General features: G+C 57.9%; 16 protein-coding genes. 7 read left to right on the top strand and 9 right to left on the bottom strand.

The features are described from left to right. Positions 1–52 precede the first annotated feature (52 nt). Positions 53–283: a regulatory protein SipA gene (gene sipA / locus NC979_RS04170; protein WP_073609289.1), complete on the top strand. Its 231-nt coding sequence runs from the start codon at positions 53–55 to the stop codon at positions 281–283. A 35-nt stretch (positions 284–318) separates the two neighbouring features. Here sipA and NC979_RS04175 read toward each other — a convergent pair whose 3' ends face one another. Together NC979_RS04175 and NC979_RS04180 are read right to left on the bottom strand one after the other, a co-directional pair. Continuing rightward, positions 319–687 (bottom strand): hypothetical protein, encoded by a 369-nt coding sequence (locus tag NC979_RS04175; protein ID WP_190524115.1) that lies wholly within the window; start codon positions 685–687, stop codon positions 319–321. 306 nt (positions 688–993) lie between these two features. Next, a complete protein-coding gene (locus tag NC979_RS04180; protein WP_190524118.1) occupies positions 994–1,170 on the bottom strand; it encodes a hypothetical protein in 177 nt (58 codons plus the stop codon). A 300-nt stretch (positions 1,171–1,470) separates the two neighbouring features. Here NC979_RS04180 and NC979_RS04185 point away from each other — a divergent pair, with 300 nt between their 5' ends. The 4 genes from NC979_RS04185 (at position 1,471) to guaD (ending at position 6,068) form a co-directional block, all read left to right on the top strand. Next, positions 1,471–1,941 carry a hypothetical protein gene (locus NC979_RS04185; protein WP_190524120.1) on the top strand — a complete coding sequence of 157 codons (471 nt, stop codon included), beginning with the start codon at positions 1,471–1,473 and terminating at the stop codon, positions 1,939–1,941. A 187-nt stretch (positions 1,942–2,128) separates the two neighbouring features. Further along, a complete protein-coding gene (glgA, locus tag NC979_RS04190; protein ID WP_190524121.1) occupies positions 2,129–3,604 on the top strand; it encodes a glycogen synthase GlgA in 1,476 nt (491 codons plus the stop codon). A 165-nt stretch (positions 3,605–3,769) separates the two neighbouring features. Then, the gene (locus tag NC979_RS04195; RefSeq protein ID WP_190524123.1) at positions 3,770–4,612 is read left to right on the top strand and encodes a tetratricopeptide repeat protein; all 843 of its coding nucleotides are present in this window, start codon (positions 3,770–3,772) and stop codon (positions 4,610–4,612) included. A 100-nt stretch (positions 4,613–4,712) separates the two neighbouring features. Beyond that, positions 4,713–6,068: a guanine deaminase gene (gene guaD / locus NC979_RS04200; protein ID WP_190524125.1), complete on the top strand. Its 1,356-nt coding sequence runs from the start codon at positions 4,713–4,715 to the stop codon at positions 6,066–6,068. Here guaD and kaiC read toward each other — a convergent pair. The 3 genes from kaiC to NC979_RS04215 form a co-directional block, all read right to left on the bottom strand. After that, positions 6,047–7,603, bottom strand: coding sequence for a circadian clock protein KaiC (gene kaiC, locus NC979_RS04205; RefSeq protein ID WP_190524127.1), 1,557 nt, complete (start codon positions 7,601–7,603; stop codon positions 6,047–6,049). The genes guaD and kaiC overlap by 22 nt on opposite strands. Positions 7,604–7,772: 169 nt before the next feature. Continuing rightward, positions 7,773–8,087 carry a circadian clock protein KaiB gene (gene kaiB / locus NC979_RS04210; protein ID WP_073609295.1) on the bottom strand — a complete coding sequence of 105 codons (315 nt, stop codon included), beginning with the start codon at positions 8,085–8,087 and terminating at the stop codon, positions 7,773–7,775. A gap of 71 nt (positions 8,088–8,158) precedes the next feature. After that, positions 8,159–9,040, bottom strand: a complete 882-nt coding sequence (locus NC979_RS04215; protein WP_242024196.1) for a circadian clock protein KaiA — start codon at positions 9,038–9,040, stop codon at positions 8,159–8,161. Between the two features lie 191 nt (positions 9,041–9,231). Between NC979_RS04215 and NC979_RS04220 the strand changes: the two genes are divergently transcribed. Together NC979_RS04220 and NC979_RS04225 are read left to right on the top strand one after the other, a co-directional pair. Continuing rightward, a complete protein-coding gene (locus NC979_RS04220; RefSeq protein ID WP_190524129.1) occupies positions 9,232–11,202 on the top strand; it encodes a sensor histidine kinase in 1,971 nt (656 codons plus the stop codon). 123 nt (positions 11,203–11,325) lie between these two features. Next, complete coding sequence (locus NC979_RS04225) at positions 11,326–15,057, top strand: bifunctional diguanylate cyclase/phosphodiesterase (RefSeq protein ID WP_190524132.1); 3,732 nt, start codon at positions 11,326–11,328, stop codon at positions 15,055–15,057. A 115-nt stretch (positions 15,058–15,172) separates the two neighbouring features. On the opposite strand, the gene trpA is transcribed toward NC979_RS04225, so the two are convergent. The 4 genes from trpA to NC979_RS04245 all read right to left on the bottom strand — a co-directional run bounded on the left by trpA (position 15,173) and on the right by NC979_RS04245 (position 17,298). Next, the gene (trpA, locus tag NC979_RS04230) at positions 15,173–15,967 is read right to left on the bottom strand and encodes a tryptophan synthase subunit alpha (RefSeq protein WP_190524135.1); all 795 of its coding nucleotides are present in this window, start codon (positions 15,965–15,967) and stop codon (positions 15,173–15,175) included. 167 nt (positions 15,968–16,134) lie between these two features. After that, complete coding sequence (locus NC979_RS04235; RefSeq protein WP_190524138.1) at positions 16,135–16,440, bottom strand: DUF3007 family protein; 306 nt, start codon at positions 16,438–16,440, stop codon at positions 16,135–16,137. Between the two features lie 6 nt (positions 16,441–16,446). Next, complete coding sequence (gene ndhL, locus NC979_RS04240) at positions 16,447–16,695, bottom strand: NAD(P)H-quinone oxidoreductase subunit L (protein WP_190524140.1); 249 nt, start codon at positions 16,693–16,695, stop codon at positions 16,447–16,449. 123 nt (positions 16,696–16,818) lie between these two features. Next, complete coding sequence (locus NC979_RS04245; RefSeq protein ID WP_190524144.1) at positions 16,819–17,298, bottom strand: MOSC domain-containing protein; 480 nt, start codon at positions 17,296–17,298, stop codon at positions 16,819–16,821. Between the last annotated feature and the right edge of the window lie 216 nt (positions 17,299–17,514).

Raw genomic sequence — 17,514 nt, forward strand, 5'->3', positions numbered from 1 at the left:
TCTCCAGCCCCAGGTTTGAGGCATTTAACTCTATGTTGACCCAGAGGTGGCTATGACATCTGAATTTGCCGTCGGCGATCGCGTCCGCCTCGCCGCCCTGCCCCCATATTTCAAAACCGCCGACCCGATGCCCATGCTGCGGCCTGCCGATACGATTCCCCTAGGGGCCGAAGGGGTGATTCTCAACCGTCGCCCTGGTGGCTACTGGGGCATCAAATTCGACAAAGGGTCTTTTCTTGTCGACAGCCAGTTTTTAGAGTTAGCAGAAACCCCGGCAGACTAAACTACCGGGGTCTGCAAGTTGTCCCTTGTCGCTAACTAGGCCGGCGATACTTCGGCGTCGGGCTCAGCGTCAGCAGGGCTATCTGCCACAGCTTCAGCAGCGTCACCTTCAGCAGCGGCAACGGTGTCTGCTTCAACGTCATCTGCTACCGTTTCTTCCGGCGCTGCTTCAGGCTCCTCAACAGCCTCAACCTTAGGCTTGGGTTTAGGACCACGCATGAGAGCGGGAGGGACCGAGGGCTTGCGATCGCGATCGTCGCGATCGCGACCTCTACCGCCACCGCCCGAGCGCTTACCCTGACCCCTAGGGCGATCCTCGCCGCCACCGCCGCCGTCTTCTTTAACTCCTACGGTAATAATCTTTTTCTTGGGCTTCTCAGGGGAAGCATCCGGCGTGTCTGACATGACTTTACAGTAGTTAACGTCGTGGAGATCTTACCCCGAATCTGGCCCTGGCCCAATTTCGATCTAACAGACAGCGGCGGCACCGTCTGATAATCCCGTAGCCCATAAAAAAGCCCCTTTTATGAACTGAGGCAGCCTGAGGCCCAATGACGGGCTTCCTGAGGGGCTAAGGCAAAATTGCTAAGGCTTTGATGAAAGTGCCAGTGTGTCAGTGGCGGTGCATCAGTGCTGGTTGCAGGTTGGCTAGCATTGGCGACATCTGAGTCATCTAACTCAGATATCGCCAACGCCCTAAACACTAAAAAGTTAGTCGACGACCCGCAGTCTCCCCTGGCTAAGCGCTTCATAAACCCGATTGATCAAGGCAGCATCATTGGGGCTTAGATCGCGCTGAGAAAACATGGCCATCAGTTGCTGTTGGTCGTTTCGGGTTAGGCGACGGGCTGCAAACATTCGTTCGATGGTCTGCTCAAGGTTTGACATGGTAACGCACTCTGATTGGTCGAACCGTGGCTATTCGGGGGAATGTATAACACAATTTGAGTGTTACCCCCGAAAACTATAACGCTTTGTATAGTACCTCGATTTTACTGAGCGGCCAAAGGGGCGGCATCGGCGGGATAACCTAGTTTCTTCATCAGGAGTTGTGCACATAGGAGAGTATATGTCCGTATTCTCACGGTTAGAGCAGGCGATCGCTTAATGGCTCTGCCACGACACTGCTCTGAAATCAAGAGTTCACCGGGTATACTCGTGCCATAGGGGTAATAGAGTCAACAGCTAATGCAATACCTGGCGAAGGTTCAAAAAAAAGCATTCCTGGGCGGTGCAGAACTTCTGCTGCTGGCCGAACAGACCTCTGAATCGACCTGGACGCTGCTGCCCTCAGAACGTATTGTCGAAACCACCCGCCTCCTCGCCTTTCAAGAAGGAAATCTGGTGCTGGTAGACCTCGACAACCTCAATCAGATCGTAGCGGTGCAAGACGCCACCCCCTGGGTGCTGGGCCTAGTCGAGCACTATCTAGCCTATGGGGTCACCCCTGAAGCCCTAGAGCAAGAGATTGAGCGGGCCGAACGGTGGCGGCAGTCGCTAACCCTCAAAAGTCAGGAAGTCGATCGCCGCGCCCTCGAAACCGCCGCCCGCCGCGACGAAATTCAAGAACTAGAGCGCAGCCTGAAACGCGAACGCGAGGAACTAGAAACCCGCTGGCAGGCTTTACAGCAGATACAGGGGGAGGGGGGTGAGGGGTGAGGGGTGGATGGGTAGATAGGCGAATGAATGGGTTGATCGCCCAAGTGCATATTCCCCAATCCCTACTCGCCTACCCCCTACTCCCTACTCGCCTACCCCTACTCCCTATCCTCAGACGCTTGCCTATGCCCCAACATCCTGATTGAATAGGGGCATTAAAAATGAAGTTTTATGACGGAAAGGCCCTATGTATATCGTGCAGATTGCTTCGGAATGTGCCCCAGTTATTAAAGCCGGGGGGCTGGGCGACGTGGTTTACGGCCTTAGCCGTGAGCTAGAAAACCGAGGCCACTGCGTCGAGATCGTTCTGCCTAAGTACGACTGCATGCGGTACGACCACATCTGGGGGCTGCACGAGGCCTACCGCGACCTGATCGTGCCCTGGTACGGTACCGACATTCGCTGCGATGTGCTCTGCGGCTGGGTACACGGGCGGCTGTGCTTCTTTATTGAGCCCAAGTCGTGGGAGATGTTCTTTAACCGGGGCTGCTACTACGGCTGCGATGACGACCCCATGCGGTTTGCCTTTTTTAGCAAAGCGGCGATGGAGTTTTTGCTGCGCAGCAACAAGCGCCCCGATGTGATTCACTGCCACGACTGGCAGACTGGGCTGATTCCGGTGATGCTGTTTGAAATTTATAAATACAACGGCATGGAGTTTCAGCGCACGCTGTACACCATCCACAACTTCAAGCACCAAGGCTTTGGCGGCAACGAGATTCTGGCAGCTACAGGCCTCAACCGGCCCGACTACTATTTTCAGCCCTACCGACTGCGCGACGACTTTAACCCCTTTGCAATCAACTTTATGAAGGGGGGCATTACCTACGCCAACCACGTCAACACGGTGTCGCCCTACCACGCCTGGGAGGCTCAGCACACCGACCAGGGCTTTGGTTTGGGACACACTCTGCACACCAATCAGCACAAGTTCTCGGGCATTCTCAACGGCATTGACCCGGAGGTGTGGAATCCGGAGAGCGATGCCTACATTCCCCATCACTACGGGCTGACAACCTTTGAAGATAAGGCGCTGAATAAGAAGGAACTGCGCGATCGCCTACTGCTGAGCCAGAGCGACAAACCTCTGGTGGCCTTCATTGGCCGTTTGGATGATCAAAAGGGCGTCCATCTCGTCCACCACGCTATGTACTACGCCCTAGAGCGGGGGGCACAGTTTGTGCTGCTGGGCTCGGCCACCGAGAAGAGTATTAACGACTGGTTCTGGCACGAAAAGACCTTCCTCAACGACAACCCCGACGTGCACCTGGAGCTGAGCTTTAATGAGGAGCTGGCCCACCTGATCTACGCTGGGGCCGACATGATTGTGGTGCCCAGCAACTTTGAGCCCTGCGGTCTCACCCAGATGATTGGTCTGCGGTACGGCACCGTGCCCATTGTGCGCGGCGTGGGCGGCCTGGTGAACACTGTCTTTGACTGGGACTATGACACCCTGCACGGTCCGGAGGAGCGCAACGGCTTTGTCTTCTTCCAAAATGACACTGTGGCACTCGAGTCGGCGATGAACCGCGCCTTCGATGTTTGGAACCAGGAGCCCGCAATTTTCAAGCAAATTGCTCAGCAGGGTATGGCCTACGACTTTTCGTGGAATCATCCGGCTCAGGCCTACATCGACCTCTATGACTATGTGCGCCACAAGTAGCGTAAGATACAAAGCATCCTTGCGAGCGGCGCTGAATTGACCGTTTCTTGATGGATGTAAAGCTGATGTGGGGCCACCCTGCTGACCTTAGCGATCGCCTTGAGGAAATGGGCAAGCTTGGGGATAGGTCTACCACCCAGCGCCTTAAACGGTGCCTGTTAATGAATGTCTGCTGGATCTGACGCCACCCTACCTAAGCTCACTCGTGCAAAGCTCCTCCGAGGTCAGGGGGATGCCCTCTACGCTATCGGTCGTCATAGCGAGGCTCTGTCGCGGTTTCAGGCCGTGCTCACCCTTGATGACAAGGACTATGAGGTGTGGACTCTGCACGGCTTTTGTTTGGCCGCCCTAAAGCAGTTTGAGGCCTCAATCGAAAGCTTTAACCAGGCGATCGCCTGCAACCCCGACTACGGCTTGGCCTGGCACGGCAAGGGGCACGCCCTGGCTAGGCTCAGCCACTTTGAAGAAGCGGTTACCCATTTAGAGCGAGCGGTCAAGCTCAGCCCCGGCGACAACAAAGCCTGGTACAACCTCGGTACTGCCCAAAACCAGCTGCGCCGCTACCGCGATGCCGTCATCAGCTTTGGGCACAGCCTCAAACTCAGCCCCCAAGACCACCGGGCTCGCTATAACCAGGGGGTCGCGCTCTGCGGCCTGCACCGTTACGAAGATGCCCTTCAGGCGCTGCACCAGGCCCTGGGCCAAAAGCCCGACGCCCACTACATTTGGAACCAGCAGGGTACAGTGCTGATTCAAATGGGGCGCTATGGCGAGGCCATTCAGAGTTTTGACATCTCCCTCAGTCACCAGACCCACAACCCCAATGCCTGGTATGGTAAGGCCCGTGCCTACGCCATGGCCGGCGACCTAGAGCAAACCCTCAAAAACCTCTACCGCACCTTTGTTCTCAGCCCCTACATGTATCGAGTGATGGTGCAAATTGACGCCCACTTCGATACTATGCGCCACCACCCTCGCTTTAAACAGCTCGTGGATGCAGCCCACTAGGCCGCTCAAAATGGTCAGCAGTGGCGGTAACCCCGTATGCTTAGCGCTCTAAATTGGGGTGCTATAGTGGCCTGCGGAACAATTACGGGTGCAGAAGGCTATGGGGCAAACACCGGCAACACCAGCTACCGGCGGGACGGTGGCCATTCGTGGAGCGCTGTTAGACTGCATAGCCGATCCCTTTTACGAACCTGAAGCTCAGGCTGTGCGCTATATCCCTGATGGGCTGCTCGTGGTGCAGGATGGGCACATTGCGGCCCTAGGTTCTTATGAGGAGGTGTCTCCCACCCTAGGCGACATCCCCATCAGCGACTACACCGGCAAGCTGATTACCCCCGGTTTCATCGACACCCACATTCACTACCCCCAAACGGGCATGATGGCCGCCTACGGCGAGCAGCTGCTGGAGTGGCTAAATCGCTACACCTTCCCGACCGAAGGCAAGTTTGCTGACCCCGCCTATGCTCGCTCTGTAGCCGAGCTGTTTCTCGACGAGCTGTTGAAAAATGGCACTACTACAGCCCTGGTATTTGCGGCCGTATTTCCCCAATCGGTGGATGCGTTTTTTGAGGCTGCCGAGGACCGACACCTGCGCATGATCAGTGGCAAGGTGATGATGGATCGCAACGCCCCCGACTATCTCAGTGATACGGCCCAGTCCTCCTACGATGAGTCGAAGGCGCTGATTGAGAAATGGCATAACCGGGGGCGATTGCTCTACGCCGTCACCCCTCGGTTCGCGGCTACCTCTAGCGAAGCCCAGCTGAAGCTGGCGGCCCAGCTGCTCGATGAATTTCCCGATGTCTACCTGCATACCCACCTGTCAGAAAATGTTAGTGAGGTGGCCTGGATTCAGGAGATGTTTCCCCAGTATCAGGGGTATCTGGATGTCTACGATCAGACGGGGCTGGTGCGAGAGCGATCGCTGTTTGCCCACGGCGTGCAGCTCACCGATGCCGAGTTTCGGCGGCTCTCTGAAGCCAAGGCGGCGATTTCCTTCTGTCCCACCTCTAACCTGTTTCTTGGCAGCGGCCTATTTCGCATCGAGCAGGCTAAAAATCCCGCGCATCCGGTCAAATTAGGCCTAGGCACCGACGTGGGCGCGGGCACCAGCTTTTCAATGCTGCAAACCACTAACGAGGCCTACAAGGTGGCCCAGCTGCGGGGGCAAAAGCTTTCGGCCTTTAAGGCACTGTTTCTCGCCACCCTGGGTGGAGCCAGGGCGCTGTGTCTGGAAGACAAGCTGGGCAGCTTTGACCCCGGCAAGGAGGCCGACTTTGTGGTGCTCGACCCTCAAGCTACGCCATTGCTGGCGCTGCGGAACCAGTCCGGGATTCCTGGAACCTTGGAGGCAATGGCAGATCTGCTGTTTTCGCTAGTGATTATGGGGGGCGATCGCGCCGTCACCGCCACCTATGTCCTGGGCAAGGTAGCCTACAGCTCAGAATCTCCCTGAACCCCTTGAATAATCCGCGATAGCTCACTCTTCTCATCCACCGCGATCCGAGTGGGCGAACCGCTGATAATCCGCTCCAGGTTGCGGAAGGAGTCTTTGATATCTGGCCCCTGGTTGTTGATCGTGTACTCGCGAATGCCCTTGTCGTGCCACGAGCCGCGCATCTTAAACACGTTGATCGCCCGCGACAGCTCGCCCCGCACCTCCACGTATTGCAGCATCAAAATCGTGTCGGTAATGGTGGAAATGTGCGACTCGGTAATCGAGTGCAGCCCCATAAACTGCTCAGTGGTGTTGGTGAAGAAGCCCGTGATCTCCTCCTGCTTAGCAAAGCCCGTCACGCCAATCACAAACTGCCGAAAAGAGTTGTTGCTGACGCCGCGATCGAGGGCCGACAGCGAGTCGATCGCCACCCGCGAGGGCTTGAACTGGGAGATCTCGGTCTTGATGATTTGCAGGTGGTCTTCTAAACCCGCCGACTCGGGGTAAGCGCAGATGATCTTCAGCAGCCCCTGCTCCTCCATGGCCTCAAAGTCGACCCCCCAGGAGTAGGCGTTGCGGGAGAGCTGGGCGCGCGACTCTTCGTAAGCAAACAAGATCGCCCGCTCGCCACTCTTGCAGCCATCCACCAGGAACTTGCTGACCAGCAGGGTCTTGCCCGTGCCCGTGGCTCCGGTCGCCAAAATGATCGAGTCTTTGAAGAAACCACCGCCGCACATTTCGTCTAACGTCGGCACCCCCGACGACACCCGCGCGTTAGACGATCGCTGGGTTAGCTGCATTGCCCCCAGCGGGAAGATATTGACGCCGCCGTTGGTAATCGTGAACGGGTACTCTCCCTTCATGTGGGTGGTGCCCCGCAGCTTGAGAATTTCGATGGTGCGGCGGCGGCGCTCCCCCTCTAGGGCGTTGCGCACAATCACCACGTTGTCTGAGACAAACTCCTCGACCCCAAAGCGGGCTACCGGGCCGTACTCATCCAGGCGCTCGGTGGTCATCACCGTGGTTACGCCCATCAGCTTTAAGCGGGCCACCAGGCGGAAGATTTCGCGCCGCACCACCGAGGCGGCATCGTACTGCTGAAATACCGCCGTCACCGAGTCGATGGAGACCCGCCGCGCCTTGTATTTACGGATGGCGTACTGAATACGTTCAATTAGCGCCGATAGGTCAAAGTTGCCCACCACGTCCTGGCCCTCGGGGTCGGGGGAGGCGTCGAGAATAAACAGCTTGCCGTCGTCCACTAAGCGCTGCAAGTCCCAGCCAAAGCTGTAGGCGTTTTGAATGATGTCTTCGGGAGATTCTTCGAAGGTGACAAACACTCCCGGTTCGTCAAACTCCGTGATGCCGTTATAGATAAACTGCACCGCGAACAGCGTCTTACCGGTCCCCGAGGTGCCGCTTACCAGGGTCGATCGCCCCGCTGGCATGCCCCCGTGGCTGATGTCATCGAAGCCTTCAATGAGGGTGCGAATTTTACGCACGCCTGGAGGGTGGGAGGATGGCTGCAAATCGGTTTGGTCAGAATCTGTCATGGGAGATCGCTAAGGTCATGGGCAGCGGGCCGCCCTTAATAAACTACAGGACATCTTGAGGATTAAGCATACCCCGAACCGGCTGCCCAACCGGATTTAAGCCAGCTGTCCCCAGACGTCAGACGTCCCTTGCCAGCCATCGGGGACTTGCTCACTGGAGCCGGAGTCGCTAGCCGTAGATATCGTCTTCGCGCAGCTCATCGTAGAGCAGGTCGAGGCCAATCAGCACGCGCTCGCGGTCCGACAGGTCACCAATAATTTTGCGCACTGGAGGTGGCAGAATTTTGGCTAGGGTGGGGGTCGCCAAGATTTTGTCTTCCTCGGCTAGCTGAGGATTTTTCAGCACGTCGATCACCTTGAGGGCATAGACGCCCTGAAACTCTTCTTCAAGAATGTTGTTGAGGGTCTTGAGGGCGCGAATAGAGTTGGGAGTATTGCCCGCGACGTAAAGCTTAAGGATGTAAGTCTTTTTGATGGAGCTCATAGAACCCTCTGGGCTAAGCAGGAACAAGCATGATTGTATCGAGAGTTTTTAGGTCAAGGACCGCGATCGCCCTAGGGTTCACGGGGGATCGATCGTCGGTACATTTCGCACAGGTGGGCAATGACGTCGATCAGGGTGAGGCGGTAGTCTAGCAAGATCTCTTCACTGCGCCCCTCTAGTTTGAGCTGTTTTGAGAAGTGATCCATCAGCTCCATATGAATTTCAACGATCTGAGCCACGGATATATCGGCCATGAACGCCTGATCGACAAAGTCGTCGATCAGCTGGTTGAGGTTGATTTTCGCATCCTTGGCGAAATAGCCCAAGACAATAGTGCGGTAGTCGGTCTTGAGCTGACCCAGAAACGCCGCGCGGTCATCGGGGCTCATGTGGCGCAAAAAAGAGCCGGGACTGCGCTTGTAATAGACTCCTAGATATCCTAACCGGGCTTTAAGTTTTTCTGTCAGGCGATGTTGCTGAGCGCTCAGGCTATTGGAGAAACCGTCAGCTTTGTCAGCGGCGGTTGGCGGTGGAGCCTTAGGGTTGGGTAGTTGTAAAAATCCTTGGATGGCATCCTGAATCACCTGGTCAAGCTGGGGCAGGGCATCGACAGCGCGATGCACTAGGGCTCCGGGGTAGGGTTCAGTGCCGGTAAGGGGGACTGCGTTGGTCTCTGGCAGCGGTTCAGCGGTGGAGTTAGGCGCACCAATCAGCACCACCACCGGCAGCATCAGGCCAAGCTGGATCAGCGCCGGACGCAGAGCCCGTTGCCAAACCTCGTTATCGACCACTAAGCAATCGGGTAGATCTGGACGACTCCGTAGCCAGTCTAAGACGTCGCCGAGCACAGCCGTTTGATGCACTACATAACGGCTAGGATCCAGATTCAGTTCGGGACCTGGTTTGGCCTGATCACCATGGGTCAGGATACAGATTTGAAGGGGAGCAACCAAGGGGTGACAGGGGTAAGCGGGATAGGAAAATGCCAGGAACGACGTTCAAGGCAAAACAGCCAGAACCCATCTGGGCCAGAACGTACTACACCGGCCTGAAAGGTATCAGGATATTGTCAATTGTAAAGGGTGGTTGCCAGAATACAGCCTACCCCCTAAACCTGGAAGCAAACCCTTCGGGGAATACGCCTATGGCGCTGCCGCCCCTCGACCATGTTTTGAGCCCTGTTCCGGCCTACGGTTTAACGACTCCCCTGGGCAAGATTGCCGATGACCTAGGGCAGCCGGGGGCAGCAACTCCCAGCCATATCATTGTGGTCAACGACGAGCAGCAGCCTGTGGGGGCGATCGCCGTTGGGCAGCTGTGGGCCATCAGCCAGGGCACTTCACCGTTAGCTGGATCGAGGGAGACCGCTGCTCTACAGCTGGCTGACTGCCAAGCTTGGCTAAAACCCGTGGTTGAAATAATGGCTAGTGATTGGGGCGATCGCGCCACCAGCAACCGGCTCAGAGCCCTGGCCCTGGAAGCAACCGCTGCTGTTTGGGTGGGCACCAGCACCGACGGTCAGTACCTGGGAGTGCTCAACCCCGTTAAACTCATGCCCTGGCTGGCCGAGCCCGAACCGGAGATCGGCGGGACGGTCGGCGATCGCCCCACCGCGCCGACGTTGGGGCTAGAACCGCAGGCTTGGGTGCTGGAACTCAGCCATGCCCTAAAGACCCCAATGACCACTCTGCTAGGCCTATCGACCCTGCTGCTCGACAGTCGGGTGGGGTTGCTCAGCGATCGCCAGTTTCGCTACGTCAGCCTGATGCGACAGGCCATTCGCAAGCTCACGGGCATGATCAACCTGCTGCTCGACTGGATGCGGCTAGAGTCTGGCCAGCTTAGTCTGCTGCCCCAGCGGGTAGATCTTCAACCCCTAGCCAATGAGTTGCTGCCCAATTTTTTGAGCGCCCAGCCCGAGGGCAGCGGGGGAGCGGCCGCCTGGGCCGATGACTTTACGGTGAATCTGGCGATCGCAGAGGGTTGGGTGCAGGCCGATCTCCTGCGCTTGCGCCAGAGTCTTCACTACGGCCTGGGTTACCTAATTGCCTACGGCGCTACTCCTGGCGGGCTGATCATTGAGCCGTGGGGATCATGGCTAGGAATCACCCTATGGAGTTCAACCTTCATTGTTGACCCTGGCCCACCCCTGGGAACAACGGTCGCCTCAGGCTTCGCTCAGCCTATCCCTCTGTCGCTAGAAGGGTTAGGGCTTGCCCTGGCCCGTCGGTTTACTCAGCTTCAGGGCGGTGAACTCAGCGGCCTGAGTGCCCCTAGCTGGGGTAGTCGCATTACGCTGCTGCTGCCTCAGCTAGGGAAACCCCACGAGGGCGAAACCACGCTAGTACTGCTGGCCAGCGCCAGCCAAGCCGTAATTGACCAGGTCTACGGCAATCTGCGGAGCAGCCCCTATCGCTTAGCGGTGGCCTCCTGCTGTCAAACCCTAGCGGCTATGCAAACTCGCCTGGCTCCCTGCTGTACGCTGATCCATTGGGAAGGACTGGCCGATGCCCCGGTTGATCCGGTGGCTCAGATGGCTCTGCTGCAGCGCTTGGAGATCCCCAAGGCAGTAGCCCTGCGGTCGGCTCCAGGGATGGCGGCGATCGCTGCCACCGAAGCCACGATGCCAAAGACGCTATATCTTGAAACCCTGACTCAACGGTTGCGGTTTACCCTAGATCAAATGTGCCTGGCGCCATCGGTATCGCTGCCCCTGCCGGACGGGCTGACTATGCTCCTGCTGCACCCGTCGGGAGAAGGCAGCGCGCTGCCTCCTCTGGTGCACACCTGGCTACAGCGCTACCACTGTCGCCTGTTGGAGGTAGACGATCTGCAACAGGCCAGCCTGCTCAGCCGGGTCTGGCAACTCAAGGCAGTCATTTTAGACGGGGAGGTACCGGTCGCTACTGCCTACCTACAGGCTCTGGCCCGCCATCCAGACCTGGCCCGCCTGCCCCTGATTGCCCTGATGCCCCTGGCTGAGCAGGACGCCGCCGCCCTAGGGCTATCCCTAGTGCTTTGCCCAGAGGTGCTAACCCAGCCACCGGCCCAGGCGGTGGTGAGCCTAATGCAGGCGATCGCCCAGTCCGGCCCCCGATTGAGCAAAAGCAGTTAGTTCTGACCTGCGATGGCCAAACTGGCGCGTGCAGTATAGTTGAGCAGCATTCTTAAGCGCGACTTTGGGCATATTGAGACCACTGCCACGGGCACTAAAACCGCCAAGCCAAGCCAATGACCTATGCACGACCCCGAGATCCATCGCGTTAACTCCGTAGTTTCTCTTCCATCGGTCGGCTTTTCCGCCTCCAACCCTACTCTCTACTGGCTTACCCTGGCACTGCTGAATTACTCTCACAAGGATGGTCAGACCGCTTTTCTGGCGCTGCTTCCAGGCACAGCGGCTCCCCAGCAGTTGATTGATGTGATGCCAGGCATTGTGTTTCAGGCCGATGGCGATGCTGGCTGGTCAATGCGCTACCTCAGTGCTGGCTGTTATGCCCTGACCGGATACCAGCCCGAAGAGCTGCTCAACCCAGACTACCCAACGTCGTACAACACCATTACCCACGCTGCCGATCTTCCCCGAGTGTTGACGAAAATTCAGCAGGCGGTCGATTTAGACCAGGCCTATGAAGTGGAGTACCGCATCCATACCCGCAGCGGCGAGGAGAAATGGGTTTGGGAGAAAGGATCGCCCATTGTCGATGGCCAGGGTCAGGTCAACGGCATTGAGGGGTTTATTACCGACATCACCCCGCTGAAACAGTCAGAGGCGGCCCTGCGCCAGGCGGAGCAGGCCCTAAAAGCGCGCGAGGATCTGCTGGAGCTGGTGCTAGACAGCATTCCCCAACCCCTGTTTTGGAAGGACAGCCAGGGACGCTATTTGGGCTGCAATCAGGCCTTTGCAACTGCCATGGGGCTGTCGTCGCCGGCCGAGATTGTGGGGAGCACCGACACCGCTCTGCCCTACCTAAATGTGGAGGAAGCTGACTATCGAGCTGCCCGCGATCGCCTAGTAATGACCCAAGGCATTGCCGATCTCCAAGCCATTGAGCCTCAGACCTACCCCGATGGCCATCAGGGCTGGGTCGACTGTAGCCGCCTGCCTATGCGCGATGCTGACGGCACCGTCATGGGAGTGCTCTGCACCTTTGAGGATGTCACCGCCCAGGTTGCCTCCCAGCAGGCTCTGCAGCGCCGAGAACAGACCCTAGCCACCCTAGCCGAAATTCAGCGTCTGCTGCTGGCCTGGCAGTGGGATTGGCAAGAGCCCTCGATTTTGGCGATTTTTGCGGCCCTAGGCGAACTAGCGGGCGCTAGCCGGGTCTATTACTACGAGCTGCAAGGGAGCCAGGGCGCTCCCTTTTTCCTGCGCCAGCGGGTAGAGTGGTCAGCGCCGGGCGTCGGGCCCACCGCTGGCGACCCCCTGTTTCAAACCTTGCCCTTAGACCCTATATTTACCGATTGGCACACCCAGCTGCGGCAGCAGCAGACCATCAACCAGGTAGAATCAGACTTTTCTGACCTCCAGCGCCAGCTACTGAGCAGCCCGCCGGGCAATGTGAAGTCGATTTTGCTGCTGCCTTTAACCCTGCAAAATCGTCTGCAAGGGGTAATGGGGTTTAGCAACTGCATTGCCCCACGCCCCTGGGCCGAGGCCGACATTGACCTCCTCCAGGTGGTGACCGCTGATCTAGCCCTGGCCTTGGAGCGTCGCCAAACCGAACTGTCGCTGAAGCAGGCAGAGCTCAAATATCGCAGCATGTTTGAAAATGCTGTCGAGGGCATGTTTCAAAGCACGCCCGAGGGGCAGTATCTGACCGTAAACCCGATGCTGGCTAGGCTTTACGGTTACGAGTCGCCCCAGGATTTGATGCATACCCTAGTGGACATCAATCAGCAGCTCTACGTGCAGCCTGGTCGCCGCCAGGAATTTACCGAGCTGATTCAGGCTGGTGGAGCGGTGCTGGGATTTGAGTCTGAGGTCTACCGCAAAGACGGGGCCGTCGTCTGGATTGCGGAGTCGGCGCGGTCGATCTATGACGATCGCAACCAGCTAATCGGCTACGAGGGCACCGTCGAAGATATTACCGATCGCAAGCGGGGAGAGGCGGCTATTTTGCGCCGCGATCGCCTGCTGCAAGGGGTGGCCGAGGCCAGCCAGTGCCTGCTCACCACCACCGACATGAACCAGGCCATTCCTCAGGTGCTGGCCCGCCTGGGGGATGCGGCCACCGCCGATCGCGCCTACGTCTATACCCACCATCCCCATTCGATCACGGGGGAACCGGCCATGACCCTGCGCTACGAATGGACCACCCCCACCACGGCCCCGGGCATTGATCAGCCCCACTGGCAAGACCAGAGCTACCGCGCCCTGGGCCTAGAACGCTGGCTCACCCTTTTGCAGCAGGGCCAATCGATCTGTGCCTTGACCCGCCACATGCCCTCTGCCGAGCAGGAAGTATTGCTCAGAGACGGCATTTTGTCGATTTTGATGGTGCCCATTTTCATTGATGCCCGCCTGTGGGGCTACATCGGCTTTGATGCCTGTCAGCAGGAGTGGGAGTGGAGCGCCAGCGACGAGTCAATTTTGGTGGCCGTGGCGGCGAGCTTGGGAGCTGCCCTCAAGCGTCAGCAGACCGAAGCTCAGATGTGCTACCAGGTCTACCACGACGCCCTCACCGGGCTGCCCAACCGAACCTTTTTTGACCAGCACTTGCCCCAGGCGATCGCTCGCACCAGCCAGAACGAGCAGATGCTCGCCGTCATCTTTCTCGATCTCGACCACTTCAAAACCATCAATGACACCCTCAGCCACGCTGTCGGCGATCTGCTGTTGCAGCAGGTTACCCAGCGGATCAGCGCCGCCCTGCGGGCAGAAGACATTGTGGCCCGCTGGGGAGGCGACGAGTTTACGCTGATTTTGCCTAACCTGGCTACCGCCAGCGACGCTGCCAAAGTGGCCCGGCGCATTGCCGACCAGCTCACTCCACCCTTTTTGCTGCAAAACCACGAGCTACATGTCACCGCCAGCCTTGGCATTGCCCTATTTCCCCAAGACGGCCAGGACATGACCACCCTGCTGCAAAACGCTGATGCCGCCATGTATCGGGCCAAGCAGCAAGGTCGCAACAACTATCAGTTCTACACCCAGAGCCTCAGCACCGAGGCCGCCCAGCGCCTAAAGCTAGAAACCTACCTGCATCACGCCCTGGGCCGCGACGAATTTGTGCTTTACTACCAACCCCAGGTGAATGTTGTCAGCGGGGTCGTGGTGCAGATGGAGGCCCTGCTGCGGTGGCAGCACCCTACCCTGGGGCTGGTGGCTCCCAACCAATTTATCCCCCTGGCAGAGGAAAATGGGCTGATTGTGCCCATTGGCGAGTGGGTGATGCGAACAGCTTGTACCCAGGTGATGGCCTGGCACCGGACGGGGCTACCCTTGGTCAATCTGGCGGTCAACCTATCGGCCCGGCAGCTTCAGCACCCCAATTTGGTCAATGTGGTCACCGCTGTGCTTAATGAAACCGGCTTGCCCCCTACTTACCTAGAGCTAGAAATTACTGAAACGGCGGCTATGGCCGATATGGCAGCCTCCATTGAGCGGCTGCGCGACCTGCGTCAGCTCGGCGTCAAAATCTCGATGGATGACTTTGGCACCGGCTACTCCTGTCTAAGCCACCTGAAGCAGTTTCCCCTCGATGGCATCAAGATCGATCGCGCCTTTGTCAAAGACCTTACCCACAGTTCGGTTGACCAGGCCATGGTCAATGCGATTATTGCCATGGCCAAGGGACTTTCCCTCAACCTGGTGGCCGAGGGGGTTGAGACCGCCGACCAAACCCTGTGTCTCTATGAACTGGGCTGTACCGAGATGCAGGGTTACCTGTTTGGCTACCCCCAGCCAGCCGCAAAGGCTGTGCCCTACCTACAGGCCAGCCATGGCCAAAGGTGGCGGTTGGAGTAGATATGGGAAAAGGTATAGGGTTTAAGGTCTAAGGCCAACTTCGAAACCCTACACCCTATACCTTGCACCCCAGTGCCCTGACTCCCATCTGCGGCAAAAATCGTCGCCCAGGTGCCTAAGCTAGGGCAGCCTTGAGGCTTTGGCAAAAGTCGGCAATGGTTTGCAGGGCAACTTCAGGGGTGTCAGCGGCCAAACGTTTGACAAAGGCGCTGCCCACAATCACGCCATCGGCTCCCCAGGCCTTGAGCTGCTGGGCCTGATCGGGGTCAGAGACACCGAAGCCTACGCCTACAGGCTTGTCGGTGGATTGTTTGAGGCTGTCAATCAGGTCTTTGACGCGGCTTTGTAGCTCACTGCGGATGCCGGTGACCCCGGTGACGCTGACCAAGTAAACAAATCCCTGGGCCTGGGCGGCGATCGCCTGAATGCGCTCGGGTGGCGAGGTTGGGGCCACCAGCAGCGTGACGTCAATATTGGCGGCAGCAGCCCCAGCTAGCAGCGCATCGACCTCTTCGAGGGGTAGGTCAGGTACTACTAGGCCCGCAACCCCAGCTGCCGCTAGATCGGCCATAAACTGGTCAATGCCTCGGTTGAGAATGGGGTTGTAGTAGGTAAACAAAATTAGCGGTGCCTGCAACGGCGGCTGCAGCGCTTTCACCATACCAAGAACGGCATCGAGGGTTACACCATGGTCCAGGGCGCGGGTGGCCGCCGCCTGAATCACCGGCCCGTCAGCTAAGGGGTCGGAGTAGGGTACCCCCAACTCGATGAAGTCAGCTCCATTTTGGTCGAGCACCCGCAGGGCCGCAGCGGTGGTGCCGAGGTCAGGATCGCCAGCGGTAATAAAGGGAATCAGGGCGCATTCGCCCCGCGCTCGCAGGTCACGGAAGCGATCGGAAACAAGAGCCATGGCAGGGTACCGAAGACTTAATGCAAAGAAGCTGGGCCAAAGAGGTTGAGCAAATCGCCCAATAGAGCACTCTAGGGCAAGAGGGGCACTACGTCTATGGTTGGGGATTTAAGGTTCAGGGTTTGAGGCTTCCACAGGTCTACCCCTTGAGAAACATGGATGACGCCCTACTCCTTGTCGCTCTCACCGAGCTTGTCTTGTAAAGCGGCTAGCTGTTCGGGGCTGAGCTCGTCAAGGCGTTGCTGCAACACTGCCGACTCATAGTCTTCCATCTGCTGGTTGAGGGTCATGTTGTGGGTAACCACCCGTAGCAGATAGCTGGCCAACCAGGCCACTAAGCCGCCCACCATCACGACCTGGCTCCAAATGCCGGCATTGATCCCGTCTAGGCCAAACAGCCGAAAGCCCAGAAACAGCCCGCCCCCGGCCAGGAATATGCCAATGCCAATGGCGATTACGTCAATTCGTCGCATAACCCCCTAAGCCTTGAGGTTGCGGGGCTGAGCACGAAAATTTAGGAAAGGGCTAAACAGCAGCATGCCGGGGAAAAAGACAAACACCAGCCCGTATAGCAGCGTGCGTTCGATCGATCCGGCGATGTACCAGCGCTGCCGCGCGTAGAAAATCAGCGCTAGGGGAATTACCACCAGGTAGACCCCAGCAATACCGGCGTACGCTCCCGCCGCCACTAAAAAATCGTTTGATAGCGCTGGCATTGTTATGGCCATTGTCCACTCACCTAACTGTAAAGCTGAAGGGCTTGGGCGCAGAGCTTCTTGAGCACCCCGCTTACCCCAAATCATAGTGCTTCTTCGACGATTGTAAAGGGAAAGCTGGTTTGCGGTTTTAGGTCACGCGCCCGCTACCGGCACAAAAGCGCGATTGCCCGTTCTCACCCATCCCTCTTGGAGCACTCGTGCGTACAGCCGGCTGCTGCCAGGGTGGTGCTTGTGGCTGATGCGGCTAAAGCGGCGATCGCTAAACCACCTCATGATGGTGCGGCAAGGAGTGGCATAGTCGGTAATTTCAAGCCGCACCTGGTCGCCCAGACAGAGCTGACTGCCTGGAGCCAGGCGGGCCCAGTCTAAGCCAGACAGGGTGAGGTTTTCGCCGACGCTGCCGGGAGCGATGGGATGCCCCTCCTGCTGAAGTCGTTCAATGACTTCTAGAGACCAGAGGCAGAGGGCGCGATCGGGGCCGCCGTGAAATTTGAGATTGCGCTGGCGATCGCCCTCCAGACCAGCCATAGTCACTTCACCAGCGGGCACCGGCAGTTTGGGCACCCCGCCGGGCGAAGCGTTGATCTGGGCAATGCGACCAATGGAATTCATAGGGTTAGGGCTAGAGGGCTGAGGCGGCGATCGCAGCGGACTAAATCTCTAGAACACTTGGGGTTTTAAAGCTTCTAGGTTACAGCCTTAAAAGCGGCTGGCTCACCCTACTGGCAAACTTGCGGGAGTGTGCCTTACAAATTTCATATAACCGCTGTGCTACGTTCTATCTCAAATTTATGGCGGAGCATTTTTGATGTCTGCCTGAATTTTTAG

It is taken from the genome of Leptolyngbya subtilissima AS-A7 (assembly GCF_039962255.1).
Taxonomy (GTDB): domain Bacteria; phylum Cyanobacteriota; class Cyanobacteriia; order Phormidesmidales; family Phormidesmidaceae; genus Nodosilinea.

Bases quoted from the DNA above. Each gene is read 5' to 3' on its own strand.
- NC979_RS04185 (WP_190524120.1), top strand. From the start codon at position 1,471: ATGCAATACCTGGCGAAGGTTCAAAAAAAAGCATTCCTGGGCGGTGCA.
- NC979_RS04195 (WP_190524123.1), top strand. From the start codon at position 3,770: ATGTCTGCTGGATCTGACGCCACCCTACCTAAGCTCACTCGTGCAAAG.
- guaD (WP_190524125.1), top strand. From the start codon at position 4,713: ATGGGGCAAACACCGGCAACACCAGCTACCGGCGGGACGGTGGCCATT.
- kaiC (WP_190524127.1), bottom strand. From the start codon at position 7,603: ATGACAGATTCTGACCAAACCGATTTGCAGCCATCCTCCCACCCTCCA.
- NC979_RS04245 (WP_190524144.1), bottom strand. From the start codon at position 17,298: ATGAATTCCATTGGTCGCATTGCCCAGATCAACGCTTCGCCCGGCGGG.
- kaiB (WP_073609295.1), bottom strand. From the start codon at position 8,087: ATGAGCTCCATCAAAAAGACTTACATCCTTAAGCTTTACGTCGCGGGC.
- NC979_RS04220 (WP_190524129.1), top strand. From the start codon at position 9,232: ATGGCGCTGCCGCCCCTCGACCATGTTTTGAGCCCTGTTCCGGCCTAC.
- NC979_RS04180 (WP_190524118.1), bottom strand. From the start codon at position 1,170: ATGTCAAACCTTGAGCAGACCATCGAACGAATGTTTGCAGCCCGTCGC.
- NC979_RS04235 (WP_190524138.1), bottom strand. From the start codon at position 16,440: ATGCGACGAATTGACGTAATCGCCATTGGCATTGGCATATTCCTGGCC.
- ndhL (WP_190524140.1), bottom strand. From the start codon at position 16,695: ATGGCCATAACAATGCCAGCGCTATCAAACGATTTTTTAGTGGCGGCG.
- glgA (WP_190524121.1), top strand. From the start codon at position 2,129: ATGTATATCGTGCAGATTGCTTCGGAATGTGCCCCAGTTATTAAAGCC.
- NC979_RS04225 (WP_190524132.1), top strand. From the start codon at position 11,326: ATGCACGACCCCGAGATCCATCGCGTTAACTCCGTAGTTTCTCTTCCA.
- sipA (WP_073609289.1), top strand. From the start codon at position 53: ATGACATCTGAATTTGCCGTCGGCGATCGCGTCCGCCTCGCCGCCCTG.
- NC979_RS04175 (WP_190524115.1), bottom strand. From the start codon at position 687: ATGTCAGACACGCCGGATGCTTCCCCTGAGAAGCCCAAGAAAAAGATT.
- trpA (WP_190524135.1), bottom strand. From the start codon at position 15,967: ATGGCTCTTGTTTCCGATCGCTTCCGTGACCTGCGAGCGCGGGGCGAA.